Source organism: Propionimicrobium sp. PCR01-08-3, from assembly GCF_030286045.1.
Classification (GTDB): domain Bacteria; phylum Actinomycetota; class Actinomycetes; order Propionibacteriales; family Propionibacteriaceae; genus Brooklawnia.
This window is the reverse complement of record NZ_CP127390.1, coordinates 1635511-1654757: the sequence shown is the minus strand read 5'-3', so window position 1 is coordinate 1654757 and position 19247 is coordinate 1635511. Positions and strand designations below refer to the sequence as shown.

19 protein-coding genes are annotated in these 19247 nt (G+C 62.3%); 9 read left to right on the top strand and 10 right to left on the bottom strand.

Annotated features, from left to right (window positions below):
• Position 1: 1 nt before the first annotated feature.
• Positions 2–691 (top strand): GntR family transcriptional regulator, encoded by a 690-nt coding sequence (locus QQ658_RS07585; RefSeq protein ID WP_286024277.1) that lies wholly within the window; start codon positions 2–4, stop codon positions 689–691.
• Between the two features lie 145 nt (positions 692–836).
• On the opposite strand, the gene QQ658_RS07580 is transcribed toward QQ658_RS07585, so the two are convergent.
• Entirely contained in the window at positions 837–1691 is an 855-nt protein-coding gene (locus tag QQ658_RS07580; protein ID WP_286024276.1) for a TetR/AcrR family transcriptional regulator, read from the bottom strand.
• A 265-nt stretch (positions 1692–1956) separates the two neighbouring features.
• Between QQ658_RS07580 and QQ658_RS07575 the strand changes: the two genes are divergently transcribed.
• From QQ658_RS07575 to QQ658_RS07560, 4 genes are all read left to right on the top strand, one after another.
• Positions 1957–2433: a flavodoxin/nitric oxide synthase gene (locus QQ658_RS07575; RefSeq protein WP_286024275.1), complete on the top strand. Its 477-nt coding sequence runs from the start codon at positions 1957–1959 to the stop codon at positions 2431–2433.
• 73 nt (positions 2434–2506) lie between these two features.
• Complete coding sequence (locus QQ658_RS07570; RefSeq protein WP_286024274.1) at positions 2507–3274, top strand: SDR family NAD(P)-dependent oxidoreductase; 768 nt, start codon at positions 2507–2509, stop codon at positions 3272–3274.
• Positions 3275–3493: 219 nt separating this feature from the next.
• Positions 3494–4951: a glycoside hydrolase family 28 protein gene (locus tag QQ658_RS07565; protein WP_286024273.1), complete on the top strand. Its 1458-nt coding sequence runs from the start codon at positions 3494–3496 to the stop codon at positions 4949–4951.
• A gap of 238 nt (positions 4952–5189) precedes the next feature.
• Complete coding sequence (locus tag QQ658_RS07560; protein ID WP_286024272.1) at positions 5190–5402, top strand: DUF6767 domain-containing protein; 213 nt, start codon at positions 5190–5192, stop codon at positions 5400–5402.
• Positions 5403–5593: 191 nt separating this feature from the next.
• Here QQ658_RS07560 and QQ658_RS07555 read toward each other — a convergent pair whose 3' ends face one another.
• A complete protein-coding gene (locus tag QQ658_RS07555; protein WP_286024271.1) occupies positions 5594–5884 on the bottom strand; it encodes a DUF4342 domain-containing protein in 291 nt (96 codons plus the stop codon).
• Positions 5885–6241: 357 nt separating this feature from the next.
• Between QQ658_RS07555 and acnA the strand changes: the two genes are divergently transcribed.
• Complete coding sequence (gene acnA, locus QQ658_RS07550) at positions 6242–8911, top strand: aconitate hydratase AcnA (RefSeq protein ID WP_286024270.1); 2670 nt, start codon at positions 6242–6244, stop codon at positions 8909–8911.
• Here the strand turns inward: acnA and QQ658_RS07545 are convergent, their stop codons facing one another.
• Positions 8912–9208 (bottom strand): hypothetical protein, encoded by a 297-nt coding sequence (locus QQ658_RS07545; RefSeq protein WP_286024269.1) that lies wholly within the window; start codon positions 9206–9208, stop codon positions 8912–8914. It abuts the gene before it with no gap.
• The gene (locus QQ658_RS07540) at positions 9201–9620 is read right to left on the bottom strand and encodes an HIT family protein (RefSeq protein WP_286024268.1); all 420 of its coding nucleotides are present in this window, start codon (positions 9618–9620) and stop codon (positions 9201–9203) included. Before QQ658_RS07540 ends, QQ658_RS07545 begins: the two co-directional genes overlap by 8 nt.
• Before the next feature lie 321 nt (positions 9621–9941).
• On the opposite strand from QQ658_RS07540, the gene QQ658_RS07535 reads away from it, so the two are divergent.
• Positions 9942–10319: a hypothetical protein gene (locus QQ658_RS07535; protein ID WP_286024267.1), complete on the top strand. Its 378-nt coding sequence runs from the start codon at positions 9942–9944 to the stop codon at positions 10317–10319.
• Between the two features lie 152 nt (positions 10320–10471).
• Entirely contained in the window at positions 10472–12388 is a 1917-nt protein-coding gene (gene dxs, locus QQ658_RS07530; RefSeq protein ID WP_286024266.1) for a 1-deoxy-D-xylulose-5-phosphate synthase, read from the top strand.
• 30 nt (positions 12389–12418) lie between these two features.
• On the opposite strand, the gene QQ658_RS07525 is transcribed toward dxs, so the two are convergent.
• From QQ658_RS07525 to msrB, 3 genes are read right to left on the bottom strand one after another with little or no spacing between them, the layout of a single operon-like run.
• On the bottom strand, positions 12419–13687 hold the full coding sequence (locus QQ658_RS07525) for an HRDC domain-containing protein (protein ID WP_286024265.1): 1269 nt from the start codon (positions 13685–13687) through the stop codon (positions 12419–12421).
• Positions 13684–14280 carry a DUF3000 domain-containing protein gene (locus QQ658_RS07520; RefSeq protein WP_286024264.1) on the bottom strand — a complete coding sequence of 199 codons (597 nt, stop codon included), beginning with the start codon at positions 14278–14280 and terminating at the stop codon, positions 13684–13686. Before QQ658_RS07520 ends, QQ658_RS07525 begins: the two co-directional genes overlap by 4 nt.
• A gap of 54 nt (positions 14281–14334) precedes the next feature.
• Positions 14335–14808: a peptide-methionine (R)-S-oxide reductase MsrB gene (gene msrB, locus QQ658_RS07515; protein ID WP_286024263.1), complete on the bottom strand. Its 474-nt coding sequence runs from the start codon at positions 14806–14808 to the stop codon at positions 14335–14337.
• 73 nt (positions 14809–14881) lie between these two features.
• On the opposite strand from msrB, the gene QQ658_RS07510 reads away from it, so the two are divergent.
• A complete protein-coding gene (locus QQ658_RS07510) occupies positions 14882–15961 on the top strand; it encodes a DNA polymerase domain-containing protein (protein WP_286024262.1) in 1080 nt (359 codons plus the stop codon).
• Between the two features lie 195 nt (positions 15962–16156).
• Here the strand turns inward: QQ658_RS07510 and QQ658_RS07505 are convergent, their stop codons facing one another.
• From QQ658_RS07505 to nagB, 3 genes are all read right to left on the bottom strand, one after another.
• Positions 16157–16966, bottom strand: a complete 810-nt coding sequence (locus QQ658_RS07505; RefSeq protein WP_286024261.1) for a sirohydrochlorin chelatase — start codon at positions 16964–16966, stop codon at positions 16157–16159.
• Between the two features lie 328 nt (positions 16967–17294).
• Positions 17295–18410 carry an N-acetylglucosamine-6-phosphate deacetylase gene (gene nagA / locus QQ658_RS07500; RefSeq protein WP_286024260.1) on the bottom strand — a complete coding sequence of 372 codons (1116 nt, stop codon included), beginning with the start codon at positions 18408–18410 and terminating at the stop codon, positions 17295–17297.
• 5 nt (positions 18411–18415) lie between these two features.
• The gene (nagB, locus tag QQ658_RS07495; RefSeq protein WP_286024259.1) at positions 18416–19204 is read right to left on the bottom strand and encodes a glucosamine-6-phosphate deaminase; all 789 of its coding nucleotides are present in this window, start codon (positions 19202–19204) and stop codon (positions 18416–18418) included.
• Between the last annotated feature and the right edge of the window lie 43 nt (positions 19205–19247).

The following is a 19247-nucleotide window of genomic DNA, read 5'->3' as shown; positions in this document are numbered from 1 at the left end:
GATGACACACGAGGTGATAGCCCGCACCGTGCAGGCGTCCCGGATAGCCGACGAGCTGCGCGAGCAGATCTTGCACGGCGACCGGACGCCCGGGTCCCGGCTCGGCCAGGAATCGCTGGCGGCCGAATTCGGCGCGTCCAGGATGCCGATCCGTGAGGCGCTGCGCGCCTTGGAGGCCGAGGGCTTGGTCGAGATCAAGCCACACTCGGGCGCCTGGGTGGCAGGCCTCGACCAGACCGAGTTCGAGCAGTGCTACAAGCTGCGCGAGGTCGTCGAGCCGATGGTGATTGGCGAATCTGCCCCGGTGCTGAGTGCGGAGCAACTCGATCGGCTATCCGAATTTGCCGGCGAGATCGACAACACCGGAGGTGCTCGCGGGCTGCGTGCGTTTCTGCGCCTGGACCGGGAGTTCCATCTGCTCAGTTACGCCGGGGTGAGCTATCCGTTCCTGACCGAATTGGTGACCAGGCTGTGGAACACCACCCAGCCCTATCGGCGCGAACTCGTCCGATTCATGCCCGACGCGTCCTTTCAATCGACCTGCGCCGAACATCACCTGATCGTGGACGCGCTGCGCAACCGCGACATTGAGGCCGCCCAGACCCTGGTGCGCCTGCATATCCGCCGCACCAGAATGACTCTGGGCAACTACGGCGAAGTCCTGTGGTCCGGTGACCAGAAAGAGGATTGATCTCGATGCCGCTCAATCCCCTGAGCGACGGGTGGTTGCCGCAGTTCATAGTTGCGTTGTACTCACCACTACGTCCTGCGTACATCGGTGGATTCATGCTTCAGGTGCGATCGTCCTCAACAGAACCGCGCCATCTCGAGATGGGCTACCGGCCGGCCGTCCAGGAGTGTTCCAACTCGGTGGTGATTTCCTCGAGAGTGGCATGCGCCCGGGCCAGCTGAGCATCGTCCCAGATGACATCGGGATCGGGCTCGATGTAGGAGAGCAGCAGCCCGGTCAGTGCAAACGTCGGCATCGTCCAGTCGCGCTTGTCGGCGCCATAAGCGGCTATTTGGAAAGTGTCGGCGAGCAATTGTGGCCTGGCGCCAAGCTCTGCCACGAAGCCGGTCATGAGCGCCCCCGACGCCTCGGACATCAACCGGAATCCCTGATCGCCGTCGAGTGGCGGAACCAGGCGATAGCCGAGCAGGCGGGGCAGCCGTGCATAGACGATGCACCGTTGCTCGATGAATACCTGCTGCATCTCGGCGAGCGCCTGTGTAACTTCGTCGCGCAGTGGACCATCCGGCAATCCGTGATTGGTCGCGTTGAGCGCCAGGTAGGTTGCCCATTGTGCCGACGCGGCCACCCGCTCAAAATCCGCCTGAATGCTGATGCGCAGGCCCTCCACAATGACATTCCTGCGGGCGTGCTCGTCGGACGCGAAGCCGGGGCTGGCATCGAGCAATGCCACCAGCTGGGCGACCTCGGCCCGGGAGTCGACCTCCAGATCGGTGGATCTGACCGCATCGACCAGCACGTCGGCCAGGAATTGCTGCTTGTTGGGCCAGATGCGATAGGCGGTGGCGCGCGATACGCCCGAGGCTCGGATGATCTTCTCGAGCGAGAGATGCTCCAGACTCACTGTCATCCCGTGCTCGACGACCTGGTGTCGTGCCGTGCTCAAGATGCGTTCGCGAGGAGTCGATTCGATCGGTCTGCTTTGCCTCGGATCCGTCATGAGATACAGTGTCTCACAAGAGACATGGAGTCTCAAGAAGGCTGGGTTGGTCGGTCCTGGGCCGGGGCAATCTTTCAGAGGCGTCTCGATGGCGGTGATGTGCTGAACTGGCCGGTTCTGAGCTGACTGTTCGGCGCATCGCCCGAGGCGGCCTGAGCGTCCATCTCGCCACCAGGGGCAATGGGCACGAAGATGCCCGCGACCAGCGGCCGCGCCACTTACGTCCGGTAGCCGGGCAAGGAAAGAACGAGCGAGGAGTGAATCAATGAAAATCGGAATCGTCGTTGAGTCGTATTGGAAGAACACTGCCCAAGTGGCGGCGGCGATCGCGGCGGGCGCACGCGAGGCGGGCGCCGACGTCGAGATGTGGGACGCGGCAGCCGCCCCATCGAGAATCGTCGGCAAGGACATACTGCTGGTAGGAGCGCCGACCCACAGCATGAGGCTGCCCAGCAAATCGAGCCGGCGTACCGCGGCCAAGAGGGGAGTGGCGGTGCCCGAATCCGGCGTGCGCGAATGGATTGATTCGGCCGAGATCTCGTCGCTTCCGATGATCTTTACGTTCGATACACGCGTCTCGTTGCATTCGGGTTCGGCAGCAAAAGATGCGGCCAAGAGGCTGAAGCGAGCCGGAGCGCATGTCGAGCAAGGAGAGGGGTTCTTCATCGAAGGAGAGCCGCCGGTGTTGAAGGACGGCGAGGCCGAGCGGGCGCGGCAGTGGGGAATGCAGATCGCCGGCTAACTGAGCTATGTCGGTTTGGGATAGGTTACAAGGCACCAAGAAGAGACCGAGTCTTGTGAGCAAGGGAGCATCAATGGCCGCCTCGGCGCTGGATCTGTTCAAACTTGATGGCCGCCGGGCGATTGTGACCGGTGGGGGGCGCGGCATCGGCCAAGCTATGGCCCAAGCGTTGGGCGAGGCGGGTGCCCAGGTGGCATTGGTAGCCCGCACGGCGTCCCAGTTGCGGGAGTCGACCGAGCAGGTGCCGAATTCGGTAGCGGTCGCTGCCGATGTGATGACCGTGGACGCGGCAGCCCTGCTTGACGACTGCGAGGATGCCCTCGGTGGCCCCGCAGACATCATCGTCCATGCGGCAGGGTTTCAGCACCGCGAGCCGGCCGTGGATTTCCCACGCGAGGAATGGGACCGGATCTTGCAGGTGCACCTGACGGCCCCCTTCTTGATCAGTCAGGAGTTGGGCCGCCGTCAGATTGATGCCGGGCGCCCGGGCAGCCACATTTTCATCGGCTCGCTCAACAACTTTCAGTCGGTGGTGCCCGATATCGTCGCCTACGCGGCCGCCAAGTCCGGCATCGGGGGAGTCGTGCGGGCATTCAGTAAAGAGTGGTCGGGCAAGGGCATCCGCTGCAACGGGATTGCTCCCGGCTGGGTGCATACCGCGCTCACCGAGACCTTGTTCTCCGACTGGCAGCGGGCCAAGTCGATCAACGACCGCATCCCCATGGGCCGCCTTGCGGAGCCAAGTGAACTTGGCTCAGTAGCGCTCTTCCTGGCCAGCGACGCGTCCAGCTACATCACCGGCCAGATGCTGGTGGTCGACGGCGGCTGGACCAGCGCTTGACCATTGGCTCGCGCGGTCGGTGCCAGTGCCGGCAACGCGGCAATCGCGGATGACAGACGATGACGAATCTGACTACAGTGAACAAGCCAGGACCGTCTCAGGTATTCGTTGTTCCGTGCTTATGGGCCCAGCCCTATGTCGGCCTCCGCTAGTGAGTATGTGGCCTGCCTCTGAGGTCCGGCGACGAGAGTTTCGATCAATGTGGAAGGAACATCCCCTATGGACCTCAGGACATCGCGGCGGGCGCTGTTGGGCGGAACTCTGGCGATAGGTGCAGCGGCTTGCTCGAATATCTTTGCGGCTCCGGCGCACGCCGATATCGCGAGCAGCAAAGATGCCTGGGAGCGCGCACGTTATATTCAGGCGAAGGCACGTGCGCCAAAGTTCCGTAGCCAGGAGTTCAGCATTGTCGACTATGGAGCGCTCGAAGGCGGCGAACAGATCTGCACCGAGGCCATCGCCGCCGCCATCGACGCCTGTTCTGAGGCCGGTGGAGGAAAGGTCGTGGTGCCGGCCGGCACGTTCCTGACCGGTCCGATTCATCTGAAAAGCTACGTGAATCTGCATGTCTCCGAGGGGGCAACGCTGCTGTTCAGCACCACTCCGACCGACTATCTGCCCGCTGTGCTGACCCGGTTCGAAGGCATGGAGCTGTACAACTACTCGCCGCTGATCTACGCCTACGGCTGCACCAATATCGCGGTGACCGGCAGCGGCGTCCTCGATGGTCAAGCAGACAACGAGCACTGGTGGCCCTGGAAGGGCAAGAAGGACTATGGCTGGGTCGAGGGTGCCCCCGAGCAAGGGCCGGCACGTGACAGGCTTATCCAGCAGGTCGCCGACGAGGTTCCGGTCGAGCAACGGCTCTACGGTGCCGATCAGGGTGCGGGGAACGACTATCTGCGTTCGTCGTTCATCCAGCCCTACAACTGCACGAATGTCTGGATCCAAGGTGTCACGATTCACCGCTCACCGATGTGGGAGGTGCATCCGGTGCTCTGCACCAACGTGCTGGTCGACGGATTGACCATCGACACCCATGGCCCGAACAACGACGGGTGTGATCCCGAATGCTGCTCCTTCGTGGTGATCCAGAACACCACGTTTGCCACCGGCGACGACTGTATTGCCATCAAGGCCGGGCGCAACAACGACGGACGCCGTCCCGATTCGTTGCCGTGTACTGATCTGCTGGTGCAGCGTTGCCAGATGGCCGACGGTCACGGCGGAGTCACTATCGGAAGTGAGATGTCGGGCGGTGTGCGCAATGTCTTTGTCCGCGATTGCGAGATGTCGAGCCCGAACCTGGACATCGCCCTGCGATTCAAGACCAACGCTGTGCGCGGCGGCTTCATCAACGACATCTGGGCAAAGAACCTGACGATCGGGACCGTTGCCAAAGCGGTCATCGACGTGGACTTCAAGTACGAGGAAGGTCACAACGGTGAGTTCCCGCCCGATGTCAGCGGCATCAACGTCGAGAACATGACCGTCACCAACGCCAAGCAGTCACTGAACATCGAAGGCTACGACGACGATCACATCCGCGGGCTCGGCCTGACCAACGTCGACTTCGGGACGACCCAGAAGGCGCCTCATGTGCTCTATGTCGACGACATCGTGCTGAATAACGTCACCGAGAACGGCGCCCCCTTGACCGTCGACATGTTCGCCTGAATCGCTACATCCGCAATCGGTCAGATGCGCCGTCACGATCGCCAGCGGCGCGGTGAAAGCGGGCGAAGGGGAACTGGCGGACGTTCTGTGGAGGACCAATCGCCATCTCATGTTTTGTCTTCCATCGGCAGTGAGCGGGGTAAATGACTGCCGCAGTACGCCTGATTTGGATCTGGTCTTCTGCAACCGCGGCAACGTGTTGAGGAGCGGGGCCATCAGGCGTACAAGTGAGTACAAGATGAAGAACGCGCGACTAACCACACCTCGCTGCCCCTTGCGTCCGGACGATCCGTGCAGCCTGTGCCAGCCGGGGGCCAACGGTCCCCAGGACTGTGGTCTCGTCTACCTCGTGATGGACGATCCGGAGTTGCGCGCCGTCTATGCCGCCAAGCTCAAGGAACGCCGGTCCGTCCACGACGCCGCGGACGAACACTGCTCAACAAGCATGTAGTGAGCGCACTCTCGGCCCCGAACCTTGGTGCCAGCGCCGGCGAGCTTACTTCGTGTGCGTGTGCAGACGGCGTGATCAGGCAAATGTTGGCGTCTCTTCATGCAAAAGAAATCCGCGACCGAAACGGTGAGATTTCGATCGCGGATTCATGGCGTAGATCGGGACGATGCTGCCCGTCAAGAGTGGTCGGGTCAGTATTGCTTGGGCTTGTAGTCGTTGCGGACCACCTCGATGCGCACCTTGGCCAGACCGGCCCCGATACCTGCCAGCACGGTTAATACCGGCGCCATGATCAGTCCGATAGCGCCACCGGCGACACCGGCTGCCAGCGGAACGGTCATCAGCGGGCGGCCGTCCGGATGCCTGACGACGATGCTGCGAACGGTCGTGTCTTTCCAGAGCTTCTTGATCGCGTTCGTGAGTTGATTGCCCGGAACCTCGAAGTTTTCGCCCGAGTCGGAATTGAACCTGTCTGAAGTCATGCATCGACGCTAGCCGCAGCGCGGGCGGAATTGAATAGGAGCTCGATGATTTGGGGGAGCGGTCGGGGCAAACTCGTCCGCGTCGCTGACGACCGTCACCCCGTCAGATGACTATGAGGAACTGCCGGCAGGCACCATCAAATGAGGGCCACCAACCGGGTGTTGGTCGTGCGATTTTCCGGCAACTCGGCGTGAGCGTCTCTGTGAACTCAGCGCGACCCCGACGAACTTAGCGTGCCCTTGCTTGGCGGATCGTTCGCCAAGATGTGCCCGGTCGGAACGGGTGGGAGAATTGCAGAGACATACCGCGACCGTGGTATCTTGATGTCAAGATAAATTGCAGGATGGGGATGCAGCATGAGTGTTGACAGCTTTGGTGCCAAAGACTCGTTCAAGGTTGGTGACAAGACTTACGCGTATTACCGGCTGGATAAGGTGCCGGGTCAGGAGCGTCTGCCTTACAGCTTGAAGGTGTTGCTGGAGAATCTGTTGCGCACCGAGGACGGTGCGAATATCACTCATGACGATATTGCGTTTTTGGGTGAATGGGTGGCTGATGCTCAGCCGGACCACGAGATTCAGTTCACTCCGGCTCGGGTGATTATGCAGGACTTCACGGGTGTGCCATGCATCGTCGATCTGGCGACGATGCGTGAGGCGATGGCCGATCTGGGCGGCGACCCAGCGAAGATCAATCCGCTGTCGCCGGCCGAGATGGTGATCGATCACTCGGTGATCGCCGATGTTTTCGGCTCACCGCAGGCGCTGCGGCTCAACACCGATCTTGAGTATGAGCGTAACCGTGAGCGCTATCAGTTCTTGCGTTGGGGGCAGACGGCTTTCGACGATTTCAAGGTGGTGCCGCCGGGTACCGGCATCGTCCACCAGGTGAACATCGAGCATTTGGCCAGGGTGGTGTTCCCGCGGGAGATCGACGGCGAACTGGTCGCTTATCCGGATACCTGCGTGGGCACCGATTCGCATACCACGATGGTGAACGGTCTGGGTGTTGTCGGCTGGGGTGTGGGCGGTATCGAGGCGGAAGCCGCCATGCTGGGCCAGCCGGTGTCGATGCTGATTCCGCGGGTGGTCGGATTCAAACTGACCGGCAGCCTGCCAGAGGGTGCAACCGCAACCGACCTGGTGTTGACGATCACGGACCGGCTGCGCAAGCACGGCGTCGTGGGTAAATTCGTCGAGTTCTACGGGCCGGGCGTGGCGGAGGTGCCGCTGGCGAACCGGGCGACGATCGGCAACATGAGCCCCGAGTACGGTTCGACGATCGCCATCTTCCCGATCGACGACGTCACGCTCGACTACCTGCGGCTGACCGGGCGCAGCGAGGAGCAGATCGGGCTGGTCGAGGCCTACACGAAGGCTCAGGGTATGTGGTTCGATCCGGACGCCTCACCGGAGTATTCGGAGTACCTCGAGTTGGATCTGTCCACGGTGGTGCCCTCGATCGCCGGGCCGAAGCGTCCGCAAGACCGGATCGGGTTGGCTGATGCCCGGCAGGCGTTCGAAAAAGCGCTGCCCGGCTATGCGAGCGACGCGCCTGCTCCGGTGGACGCGGTCATCGCCGATCAGCCGGTTACCTTGTCGGACGGCCTGGTGGGGATCGCAGCGATCACCTCGTGCACCAACACTTCGAACCCGTCGGTGATGATCGGCGCCGGTCTGGTGGCCAAGAAGGCAGCCGAGAAGGGGCTGCAGTCCAAGCCGTGGGTGAAGACCACGCTGGCCCCGGGTTCGCAGGTGGTCACCAGCTATCTGGAACGCGCCGGGCTGACGCCGTATCTCGACCAGCTGGGTTTTGAGGTGGTCGGCTATGGCTGTACAACCTGTATCGGTAACTCGGGTCCGTTGATTCCTGAGGTGAGTAAGGCCGCCAATAAGGACGACGTGGTGGTGGTGTCGGTGCTGTCGGGTAACCGTAACTTCGAGGGACGCATCAACCCCGACGTGAAGATGAACTATCTGGCCAGCCCGCCGCTGGTGGTGGCCTACGCGCTCGCCGGTTCGATGGACCTCGATCTGACCCGCGACCCGCTTGGGCAGGACAACGATGGCAACGACGTCTATCTTCGCGATATCTGGCCCAGCCCCGCGGAGATCGAAGAGGTCGTCGGCTCGGCCATCGATCCGGACATGTACGTGAAATCCTACGCAGACGTGTTCGCCGGAGATGACCGGTGGACGAGTCTGCCGACTCCCGAGGGCGATGTGTTCGAATGGGACGCCGATTCCACCTATGTGCGTAAACCACCGTATTTCGAGCAGATGCCAGCTGACCCTGATCGGGTCACCGACATCGCCGGTGCCCGTGTCTTGCTGAAGCTGGGAGATTCGGTCACCACTGACCACATCAGCCCGGCCGGCGCCATCAAGGCCGACACACCGGCGGGCAAGTACCTGACCGAGCACGGCGTCCAGCGTAAGGACTTCAACTCCTACGGCTCCCGCCGCGGCAATCACGAAGTGATGATTCGCGGCACGTTCGCGAACATCCGGCTGCGCAACCAGTTGGCGCCCGGCACCGAGGGTGGATTCACCCGAGACTTCAGCCAACCGGACGCCCCGGTCACCACGGTGTACGAGGCGTCCATGAACTATCAGGCTCAGGGCACACCGCTGGTGGTGCTGGCGGGCAAGGAATACGGCTCCGGCAGTTCACGCGACTGGGCAGCGAAGGGCACCATGCTGCTCGGCGTGCGCGCGGTCATCACCGAAAGCTACGAACGCATCCACCGTTCCAACCTGATCGGCATGGGCGTGCTACCACTCCAATTCCCGGAAGGCCAAAACGCTGACACGCTCGGATTGACCGGTGAGGAAACGTTCGACATCGCAGGCGTCACCGAACTCAATGAGGGTGCCACTCCCGCAACGGTGAAGGTCACTGCCACTGCGCCCAACGGCAAGGTGACCACCTTCGACGCTATCGTCCGGATCGACACCCCAGGCGAACGCAACTACTACCTCAACGGCGGCATCATGCAATACGTGCTACGCAGCCTGAAGGGCTGATCAATCGGCAGTATCCGAGTCTGCGGCCGGCGGCATCTGTGAGATGGTGTCGGCCGCAGATTTGTGTTCATCCTCCGCCGCGTCCTCCGGCACCTCGCGATACGGGTTGCCTATCGTTGTCGACGTCTCGGTCGCCATGCCCGTCTGGTCACGTAGCACCATGAATCCCGAATCCAAGTCGAGGTCACCAGGGCCGGAACCGGCCCGTTTCGACTCGACAAACAGCGACTTCTCGGCGCGCTTGACGTCCTCCCAGTGCTTCGCACCGGGCATGAACATGTTGACGAATTCAGTCATCGCGCGCTCCCGACAGTTCGGCTCGTAACAAGTCTCCCACTGCCCGCAACTGCTCGGCCGATGGCCTGCTGCGCGGCCAGAAGAATCCCCGCAGGCCGTCGCCCTTGCTGCGGGGCACCACATGCAGATGAAAATGCGGCACCGACTGGCTCACGACATTGTTGTTCGCAATGAAGGTGCCCTGGGCATTCAGCACCTTCTTCTGCGCCAAGGCGATCGTCCGGGCGGCGGCGAGCAGCTCGGTGAAGTGATCGTCCGGAAGCTCGTACAGGGTCTCGAAGTGCTCGGTCGGGCATACCAGTGTGTGGCCCGGGAATAGCGGATGAGTGTCGAGAAAGGCGATCAGACGATCGGTCCTCAGGATTATCTCTGCCGGTTCGGTGCCCGCGATTATCTTGTCGAAAACATCCACCGCACCATTGTGCGCCAGGCTCGTTGCGGTTCGCGACACGCGTGGTTGCCGGAAAACGTGCTCGGGTTGGCAGAAGCCTCGCAGCCCCGTTCGAGACACGCGTGGTTGCCGACCAACGTGCTCAGGTTGGCCGAGGCCTCGCTGGTGCCGTTCGCGACACGCGTGGTTGCTTGAATCGCAAACTCGAACATTTTTGTCATAGGGCTCATGCATACTTGAATCAATCGAACAGCAGTTCGATGATTGGGTTCAGTTCGGGATCCACAAGAGCCGGCGAGGTCGGCGGGATTGGGAGTCCTGAACTACGAACAGGAGGACGAGATGACCGCTGCTATCTTTTGCCCCGCAACACATGAGCTGCCCATCCAGGTCTTTGTGCCATCAGGCTGGCCCGAGATGGTCGGTGCGCCCGGTACGCCTGGGTGGGAGGAGGACGCGACACGATGGCTGCTCGAATCATGCCCGAGCGAATACCGGGAGTACCCGACATTGACAAGACATCCGACGCTCTTGGCGCGGTTTGCCGCCGATAATGTCGAAAGCGACCTTTGTGAGTTGCGGAAGGGTCTCGAAAGCGACCAACCGAGCCTGCTGGACGACGAGGCCGAAGAGCTGCGTCTGCTGACGGTTCGCAAGGCGATTGCGTTGGTGGAAGAAGCGTTGCGGGGCAAGGTATTCATCCGCGCGGTCAGGAATTGATCGAGCCTTGCCGCCCGGCCCGCCCTCGCGCAGGTATCTTCATTCGTGCAGGCGAGACTTGATCAAAGAACGACCGAGATCGCACGGACGAAAACCGATTATGGCCGCCCGGCGTAGTGAACCGATCAGGGTAAAACGGTAACCTCGGACATATGGCCTTGTTGGATTCGATCAGTCAACCGAGTGATCTCCGCCACCTGAAGCGTCCGCAGTTGGACGAGCTTGCTGCGGAGATCAGACAGTTTTTGATCTCCAATGTCAGTCGTACCGGCGGTCACCTCGGTCCCAATCTCGGAGTGGTCGAACTGACGATTGCGCTGCATACGGTGTTCGATTCGCCGCATGATCCGATCGTTTTCGATACCGGCCATCAGAGCTACGTGCATAAGATTCTCACCGGCCGCAGCGCAGATTTCACCTCGTTACGGCAAAAGGGCGGGTTGTCGGGTTACCCGAGCCGCGCTGAATCCGAGCACGACTGGGTGGAGAACTCGCACGCGTCCACTGCGTTGAGCTGGGCCGAAGGGCTCGCCCATGGCTTCAAACTCCGCGGTCAACGTGATCGAACGGTGGTTGCGGTGGTCGGTGACGGTGCGCTGACCGGCGGCATGGCCTGGGAGGCACTCAATAACATCGCGATCTCCGACGATCTGCCGTTGGTGATCGTCGTGAACGATAACGGACGCTCGTACTCTCCGACCGTCGGTGGGCTGTCCCGACAGCTCTCGGCAATTCGCACCGACCCGCGCTATGAACAGACCCTGGAGACCATCAAGACTCAGATGAGACGGGCGCCGTTCGGGCGGACGGCTTACGACGTGCTGCACGGCATGAAATCCGGCCTCAAGGACATGCTCGCGCCCCAGGAGATGTTCAGCGATCTCGGGTTGAAATATCTTGGACCGATCGACGGTCACGATTTCGATTCACTGTTGCAGGCACTCGAATTGGCCAAAGGGTTCGGTGGGCCCGTGATCGTGCACGCCATCACCAAGAAGGGTCACGGTTTCAGGGCAGCGGAGCTCAACGAGGCCGACCACTTTCACTCGGTCGGCCATATCGACGAGGTCACCGGCGAGCCCATCAGCACGGCCGTGCAGACAACCTGGACGGATGCTTTTGCCCAGCAGATGATGGAGCTCGGCGATTCGCATCCGAACGTGGTGGCATTGACAGCGGCCATGCTTCACCCCGTCGGCCTGACGCGGTTCGCGGCGGCGTTTCCTGAACGGACATTCGACGTGGGGATAGCCGAACAACACGCGATGACCATGTCGGCCGGCCTGGCCCGTGCAGGCCTGCATCCGGTTTTCGCCGTCTATTCGACCTTCCTCAATCGCGCGTTCGATCAACTGCTGATGGATGTGGGGCTGCACCAACTGGGGGTGACGATCGTTCTCGACCGGGCGGGAGTCACCGGGCCCGACGGCCCGAGCCATAACGGTGTGTGGGACGTATCGATCGCCGGAATCGTGCCCGGTCTGATGCTCGCGAGCCCTCGCGATGAGCCTCGGCTGGCTGAGGCTTTGAGGATGGCGGTCGAGGTCGACGATGCCCCGACGGTGATCCGTTACAGCAAGGAGAAGCTTCCTGATCCGATTCCCGCGGTCAGCAGACGAGACGGCATCGATCTGTTGTCCGTCGATGAGGGAGCCGAGGTATTGGTGGTGGCGTGGGGGGCGATGTGCTCGCGCGCGCTGAAGGTCGCAGAATTGCTGCGCGCGCAAGGCATCACCGTCACCGTTGTCGATCCGGTGTGGGGTTTGCCGGTCAGCGACGCGCTGGTCGAGATGACGAGAGATCACCGGCTCGTCGTGACGCTGGAGGACAATCTGGTCGTCGGTGGGCTAGGGTCACATCTCGAACTTGCCGTGGATGCCGCTGGGATAGAGGTACCGATGAGGCAATTCGGCGTGCCGCAACGGTATCTGGAGCCGGCCAGCCGTGGCGAGGTGCTGGAGGCAATCGGGCTCACCCCGCAATCTGTCGCGCGGGAGATCACCGAAACGATCAGTTCATTCACTCCCGCGGATTCATCCGTCCGGACGCCCGAGTTCGATCTTCGTTAGCACGAGGTTTCCACTCGTGGGCGGATGGCATCAAGCGAGCTTGCCGACGATCACCGGCGCAACCAGCTCTTGCTGCCAGGGGCGGGCGTCGCGACCGGCCAGTTGCGCCGAGACCGACTCCGTGCTCAACCCTGCGTCCAAGCCCCACAGCACATGTTTGAGGGCATCGGGGGAGATGAGATTCTCGACCGGCAGATTGAGGTCGGCGGCCAGCGCGACGACAGCCGGACGCACGCGCTCCCAGCGATGCCAGGCGTCCGGATTCAACCGTTCCCAATTGCGCGGTGCGGGAATGCCATTGCCGGCATTGCTGCCGCGCACCGGCGGAAGTTCATTCTTCGGTAGTTGAGCGACTCGATCGAGCGCCGCCAACCAGTTCGCCTGATGGGCTCGGGCCTGTCGGCGTTTGAACCCGTCGACCAAGCGCAGCTCGCGCACGCCGGGCACCGCCGGATGATCGCGAGTCACGAACGATGCCAGTTCGCTGATCGCCTTGTCCTGCACGATCTTGGACGGGGCCTTGTCGGCTTCGCGAGCCAGCTTGTCACGTACCGTCCACAACTCGCGGACGATCGCCTGCCCGCGCGGGGTATGCACGTGGTGCGAACCCGACGTTCTGCGCCACGGATCCGGCTGCGAGGCAATCGGACGAACCGCCCACCGGCACAGCCACTCGAATTCTTGCCTCGCCCATTCCTGTTTGCCGGCCTCGGTCAACTCCGCCAGCAGCTGCACCCGCAGCTCATGCAGAAGCTCGACATCGAGCGCCGCGTAGGTGAGCCACTCGCCCGGGATGGGTCGTTTCGACCAATCGGCGGCCGCGTGCTCCTTCAGCAACCGGACGCCGCAGTAGCGTCCGACCAAGGCAGCAAGGCCTACCTTCGGCAGCCCGAGCAGTCGTCCGGCCAGTTCGGTGTCGAAAAGGCGAGTCGGACGCAGCCCCAATTGCACCAGGTTGGGCAGATCTTGGGTGGCGGCGTGAATGATCCATTCCTCGTCGCCGATCAGTTTCTGGAGCGCCGCCAGGTGCGCCACCTCGGCTTCGGCAGATTCGAAGGCCTCCGGGTCGATCAGAATGATGCCCGAACCTGGACGCTTGAGCTGCAGCAGGTACGCCTTCCCGGAGTACCGGAAGCTTTGTGCGCGCTCGACATCGATGGCGACAGCCCCCGTCCCTGCCTGCAACGCGGCGATGGCGGCAGACCTTGCCCGGGGAGTGTCGGTAACCGTGGGCACGCCTCCGACAGGGGCGGCCAACACCGGCAGATCGTCCAGCTCGGGCGCCGGAGCGCTGCTCATTGTCGCTCCAGTCGGTTGGTCAGCTGGACGACGCCGTCGGCGAGCGGGGGGATACCGGCGGTCATGCATAGCAGGGCCTGCCATGCGGTCAGGTGGGGGACGATATCGGGCATTTCTTTCAGTTCCGGGGTCCATGATGCGCGGATCTCGATCTCGGCGCGATCGGCCTCGTTGGCGAGTTCTCCGAAACTACGGCTGGAGACTGCGGTGACGGTTCCCGAGGCATCGTGATAGCTCGCGTTTTGCCCTTCCAGCGCCTCGGTGAGCCAGGTCCACCCGACCTCGGCAAGGAGCGGATCGGTGACCATCTCCAAACCGACATCGGCTCGGGCAAAACTGACGCAGCGATAGTCGCCGTTCCAGGCCTGGTTGCCCTTCGGATCGTGCAGGATGATCAGGCGTCCGTTTCCTGCCTCATCGTCGGTTCCTACGGTCACCCCGGCTTCGAGCGCATACGCATATGGTGCGATTCGCTGGGGTGCGGGAATCTGCTCGGCCTGAATCTCGGGCCGCCAATTGAAGGCCTCGATGGCGCTGGTGACCCGTTCAAACGATGAGCCACCGCTCACCAGGGTACGGATCTCGCTAAGCACGTCTTCGACAATAAGCGTGACCTGCGTGATCGTCCGGCAGACGCGCCGACAAGCTCAGTCGTTGGGTTCCGAGTTGCCGTCCGGTGACGCGGCAGAGGCGTCGTCCGCAGCGGGCTCGAAGGTCAGGCTGATGGAGTTGATGCAGTAACGCAGGTCGGTGGGCGTGTCGTACCCCTCGCCCTCGAAGACGTGGCCCAGATGTGAGTCGCAGTTCGCGCACCGCACCTCGATGCGGGGCCGGCCCGGCAGCGAACGGTCTTCGAGATAACGGACGCGGTCCTCGGCCAGCGGAGCAAAAAAGCTCGGCCAACCGCAATGCGAGGGGAATTTGGTGTGGGAGCGGAAGAGTTCCGTCCCGCAGGCGCGGCAGCGGTAGATGCCCTCGGTCTCCAGATCGGTGTATTCGCCGACGAACGGGGCTTCGGTTCCGGCTTCGCGGAGCACATGAAATTCGTCCGGGTCGAGCCTGAGCCGCCACTGGTCGTCGGTGAGTTTGAATGTGCCCGATCCGGGCAGCGAGTTCGTCATGGTTGGCTCCTTTCGGCGCATCCCAGAGTAGCTATTCGGCTCAACCCGCAGGCGGTTCGATTACGCTTGTGCAATGGCGACACCGGCGGTGCAACTAGATGTCGAGGGGATCGAGGTACGGCTATCGAGCCCCGACAAGGTCTATTTTCCCGAACTGGGCATCAGCAAGCTCGATCTGGCGAACTATGCGATGGGCGTTGGCGAGGGATTCCTGGCTGGACTGAAGATGCGCCCGACCACACTGGAAAGATGGCCGGGTGGGGTTCGCCAGGGCATGAAACTCACCACCCGCGCGGGCGGCAAGGGCGATGCTTTTTATCAGAAACGTGCACCGGAGAAGCGTCCGGAGTGGGTCGATGTCGCCGAGGTGAAATTTCCTTCCGGACGCCCGGCGACGGCGATCACCCCGTCAAATCTTGCGACGATCATCTGGGCGATGAATCTGGGTACTCTGCGATTCCACCCGTGGCCGGTCAGCGCTCCCGAAGTCGATCTCGTCGATCAACTGCGCATTGACCTGGATCCGCAGCCCGGCACCGATTTCCGCGATGCCGTTGCTGCCGCGCTCGAACTGCGCACGGTCATGATGGAGTTCGGGCTGGAGCCTTATCCGAAAACCAGCGGTGGACGCGGCGTGCATGTCTTCTGCATGATCGAGCCGGTGCCGTTCGTGGACGCCCGGCATGCCGTGATCGCGATCGGACGCGAGCTGGCCCGGCGGATGCCTGCCAAGGTCAGTGTGGATTGGTGGAAGGAAGAACGCGGTGAGCGTATCTTCGTCGATTTCAATCAGATGGCTCGCGACCGGCTGATGGCGAGCCCCTACTCGGTGCGTCCGGTGCCGCAGGCCAGAGTTTCAGCGCCGTTGACCTGGGACGAATTGCCGGATGCTCATCCCGACGACTTCACGGTGCTCACCATGGCCGACCGGTACCGCGAGAGGGGCGATGTGTGGGCGCCGCTGTACGCCTCGACGCCGCAGAGCCTGGACGCGGTACTTGAGCGCTACGGCCACGACATCGAGAGCGGACTGACCGATATGCCGTATCCGCCCGAGTATCCAAAGATGCCGGGCGAGCCGCCGCGTGTGCAACCGAGCAAGCAGCGACGGCCTCACAGCGATTATTCATCGCCTACCGATCAGCGTGAATAAGGGGCTGACAGCTAATTACTGCAGCAGTAATTAGCTGGAGGGACCTGAGTCGCATTTCGGGTTAAGGCACACCACGCGAGGCGGCATCCGCGTCATTGGTAGTCGTATTTCGGTTGAAACGGCCGAATTGCGGCTGCTGGCCAAAGTGAACCCCCGTGAATATGCACGCTGGCTCGCAGCCTGTGGACGCCGTTCTCACATCACCTGACGGACGCTGTCCTGACCGGTCGATTCATCGGCCTCGGCGGAATCGGTGGCGAACTCGTCGTCCAACAGTTCCATCGCAGCGAACGAGTAGCGGGCCATCGCCAATTCACCGAGGCGGGAATCAGCACCCAGGGGAGCGCTGATGACCAACGCCCCGGAATCCAGCCCCAGCTCCGCCTGCTGCCGGTACGCTTCGGTGGGCGAGATGAACATCGAACCCACCGCTATATTGCGGCGTCCAACCTGACGAAGACTGGCGATCGCGGACGCAACATCCGGGCCGGAGCCGTCGGCGTGCGCCACGAGCACCGGAAGCCTGTGGTGGGCGGCCCACTGTCGTGCGCGACGGGCAATCAGGCCGGCGCCGCGGGTGTCACCCCACGATGGTGTGAGCAGAACCAGCCCGTCGAGTTCGGTGGCGTGCACTGTCGACAGGGCATTGCGCAACCTGACATCGAGCACGTTCAAGAGCTCAACGGCCGGCCCGATAGGACGAGCCATGATCGATTTCACTTCGGGACGATGCGCTCGCACAGAATCGAGAACCGCGGCCATCTTGTCGGTTGGGCCGCACACCCGAGACAGGTCGAGCGGAACCAACACGACCTCATCGACGCCTCGATTTGCCAACGTACCGATCACCTGAGGGCCAGTTGGGGGGCAACTATCGGCAAAGGCAAGATGAACAGAAATGGTCGGCCGCTTCGACTGCAGTTCGTGTCGCAGAGTGTGATACACCTGCTCGACCTGCGAGTCGGTCGTGCCTTGCGCAAGAAGAATCAACGCCGGAGCGCTCATCAGCTGCCTGCCCTTCCCTCATATACTGCTGAAGGCCCGGCGCCGTTGCCGCGTCACGTGCCTCTAAGATGCGACGGCTGATGTACGCATGGCAAATCGAGTCTCAGATCCTGAGACACGAATGCAATAAAACTGCCGGAGTTGCCAGGGAGGCTGTCGCTTAGGCGAGTTCTCGTGACGAAAGATTCTTCGGTGTTGTGCCCCTAGGGGCATGCGTCCGCAGATCTAGGCGCCCTTTCTTGGACGCGCTTGATTGCTGCTGAGAGTTTCTGGTAGCAGCCAGGGGGCCTCTTGCCGCCGCACGATGGTGAGCACCCAGATGATTCGTTCAAACCCAATGGCCCCGGCGCATGACGCACTCGACGGTCAGTTCGTCATCGAGTACCAGAAGGTCGGCAAGACTTCCCGGCTTGAGGTGACCGACATCGGGCAAGTTCAGATATTCGGCGGGCGCGGTTGTTGCTGCATGGATGGCATCGTGGACGCTCAGACCGGCCTCGACGGCGTTCTTGACCGCTGACTCGAGACGTAGCGTGGAACCCGCGATTGTGTCGGTGCCGGCCAGTCTTGCGATCCCCTGATCGACGTTCACTTCGAGCTCGCCGAGTAGGTAGCGCCCGTCGGGCTGGCCGGTGGCCGCCATTGCGTCGGTCACCAAGACGCCACGGTCACCGACCTGCTGTAGCACCGAGGCCGCCAAGTCGGGGTGCAGATGGACGCCGTCGAAGATGATCTCAATGCGCGCGTCCTGGTCGCGGAGCAGAGCCAGAACAGGACCGGGCTGACGGTGACGCAGCGGTGCCATCGCGTTGAAGAGATGAGTCGCGCCGGTTGCTCCTGCCGAGAGAGCATCACGGGCTTGATCGTAGGAGCAGTCGGTATGTCCGAGGGCAACAACTATGCCACGTTCGGTGAGGAACCTGATGGCCTCGATGCCGCCGTCAAGTTCGGGCGCGATGGTGACCATTTTGATGGCGCCCTGGCCGGCGGAGACGAGTTCGTCCAGCAGCGGGATGGCCGGGGCGCATAGTAAGGCCGGATCGTGAGCACCCTTGTAGATGGGACTCAACCAGGGCCCCTCAAGATGGATGCCCGCGATGTCGCCCGACCGGACGTGCGTGGCCAGCGTCTCGATCTGAGCGCGCAGCACCTGCGGTGAGGCGGTGACCAGACTGGCGATCATCGTGGTGGTGCCGGTAGCCAGATGGGTCGCCAGAACGCGGTCGATGTCGTCGTCCAGGGTGGTGCTGAATGAGCTACCCCCGCCACCATGGGAATGCACATCGACATATCCCGGAACGATTCGGTCATCCATGAAGCTCAGATCGGGCGTTGCCGGGCCGGTGCCTTCACCTACCGCAGTGATGCGTTCGCCATCAAGTTGGATCCAGCCGGGAGAGTGCGCAATCTCGCCGGTGAAAACCTCACCCGCTTCGATGATCATGTCAGCTACTCAAATCGTTGCCACGAGGGTTTGAACGCGAAGGCTTCGCGGTAATAGTCGGCGTGCTTCAGCTCGATCGCCGCTGCCTCGTCAATGACGATGGTGGCGGACCGGTGGAATTGCAGCACGGATCCTGGGCAACCGGCGCTGACTGCTCCTTCGACAAGCGCTGCGATCGCGTCGGCCTTGGCTTCGCCCTGGGCGACGAGCACCACATTCTTGGCGTCCATGATCGTTCCGAGACCTTGAGTGAGACAGTGACGGGGGACTTCGTCGAGGGACGCGAAGAATCGGCTGTTGTCGACTCGCGTTTGGGAGGTGAGGGTTTTGATCCGGGTACGTGATGCCAGGGATGAGCCTGGTTCGTTGAACCCGATATGTCCGTTGGCCCCGACGCCGAGAATCTGAACATCGACGCCGCCGACCGCCCGAATCTGCTCTTCATACTGAGCGCCCGCCACCTTGAGATTCTCGGCGAATCCGTTGGGCGTGAACACGCGGTCAGGGTTCATCTGCAGTGGCTCGGTGACCGTGCGACGAATCACTTCTGCATAGCTTTCGGGGTGGCCGGGCTGGAGGCCGACGTACTCGTCCAGAGCGAATCCCCAGGCTTGGGTGAGGTCGAGCTCGCGAGAGTCGATTCGTCGAGTGAGGTCGGCGTAGGTGGCCAGTGGGGAAGAGCCGGTCGAGAACCCGATCACGGCCTCAGGGCCGCAGGCCTTGGCTATCTGGGTGACCTTGCCGGCCGCGGTTCGGCCCGCATCTGCTGCAGTCGAGCAGATGATGACTTCCATCTCGTCTCCTTATGGTGGGCGGACGCGGCTGGGTGCCGGGCCG

What these genes read in the sequence shown, in the direction of transcription:
- QQ658_RS07585 (WP_286024277.1), top strand. Translation starts at nt 2, where the DNA reads ATGACACACGAGGTGATAGCCCGCACCGTGCAGGCGTCCCGGATAGCC.
- QQ658_RS07510 (WP_286024262.1), top strand. Translation starts at nt 14,882, where the DNA reads ATGGCGACACCGGCGGTGCAACTAGATGTCGAGGGGATCGAGGTACGG.
- QQ658_RS07570 (WP_286024274.1), top strand. Translation starts at nt 2,507, where the DNA reads ATGGCCGCCTCGGCGCTGGATCTGTTCAAACTTGATGGCCGCCGGGCG.
- QQ658_RS07555 (WP_286024271.1), bottom strand. Translation starts at nt 5,884, where the DNA reads ATGACTTCAGACAGGTTCAATTCCGACTCGGGCGAAAACTTCGAGGTT.
- nagB (WP_286024259.1), bottom strand. Translation starts at nt 19,204, where the DNA reads ATGGAAGTCATCATCTGCTCGACTGCAGCAGATGCGGGCCGAACCGCG.
- msrB (WP_286024263.1), bottom strand. Translation starts at nt 14,808, where the DNA reads ATGACGAACTCGCTGCCCGGATCGGGCACATTCAAACTCACCGACGAC.
- nagA (WP_286024260.1), bottom strand. Translation starts at nt 18,410, where the DNA reads ATGATCATCGAAGCGGGTGAGGTTTTCACCGGCGAGATTGCGCACTCT.
- QQ658_RS07560 (WP_286024272.1), top strand. Translation starts at nt 5,190, where the DNA reads ATGAAGAACGCGCGACTAACCACACCTCGCTGCCCCTTGCGTCCGGAC.
- QQ658_RS07505 (WP_286024261.1), bottom strand. Translation starts at nt 16,966, where the DNA reads ATGAGCGCTCCGGCGTTGATTCTTCTTGCGCAAGGCACGACCGACTCG.
- dxs (WP_286024266.1), top strand. Translation starts at nt 10,472, where the DNA reads ATGGCCTTGTTGGATTCGATCAGTCAACCGAGTGATCTCCGCCACCTG.
- QQ658_RS07575 (WP_286024275.1), top strand. Translation starts at nt 1,957, where the DNA reads ATGAAAATCGGAATCGTCGTTGAGTCGTATTGGAAGAACACTGCCCAA.
- QQ658_RS07525 (WP_286024265.1), bottom strand. Translation starts at nt 13,687, where the DNA reads ATGAGCAGCGCTCCGGCGCCCGAGCTGGACGATCTGCCGGTGTTGGCC.
- QQ658_RS07565 (WP_286024273.1), top strand. Translation starts at nt 3,494, where the DNA reads ATGGACCTCAGGACATCGCGGCGGGCGCTGTTGGGCGGAACTCTGGCG.
- QQ658_RS07535 (WP_286024267.1), top strand. Translation starts at nt 9,942, where the DNA reads ATGACCGCTGCTATCTTTTGCCCCGCAACACATGAGCTGCCCATCCAG.
- QQ658_RS07545 (WP_286024269.1), bottom strand. Translation starts at nt 9,208, where the DNA reads ATGACTGAATTCGTCAACATGTTCATGCCCGGTGCGAAGCACTGGGAG.
- acnA (WP_286024270.1), top strand. Translation starts at nt 6,242, where the DNA reads ATGAGTGTTGACAGCTTTGGTGCCAAAGACTCGTTCAAGGTTGGTGAC.
- QQ658_RS07580 (WP_286024276.1), bottom strand. Translation starts at nt 1,691, where the DNA reads ATGACGGATCCGAGGCAAAGCAGACCGATCGAATCGACTCCTCGCGAA.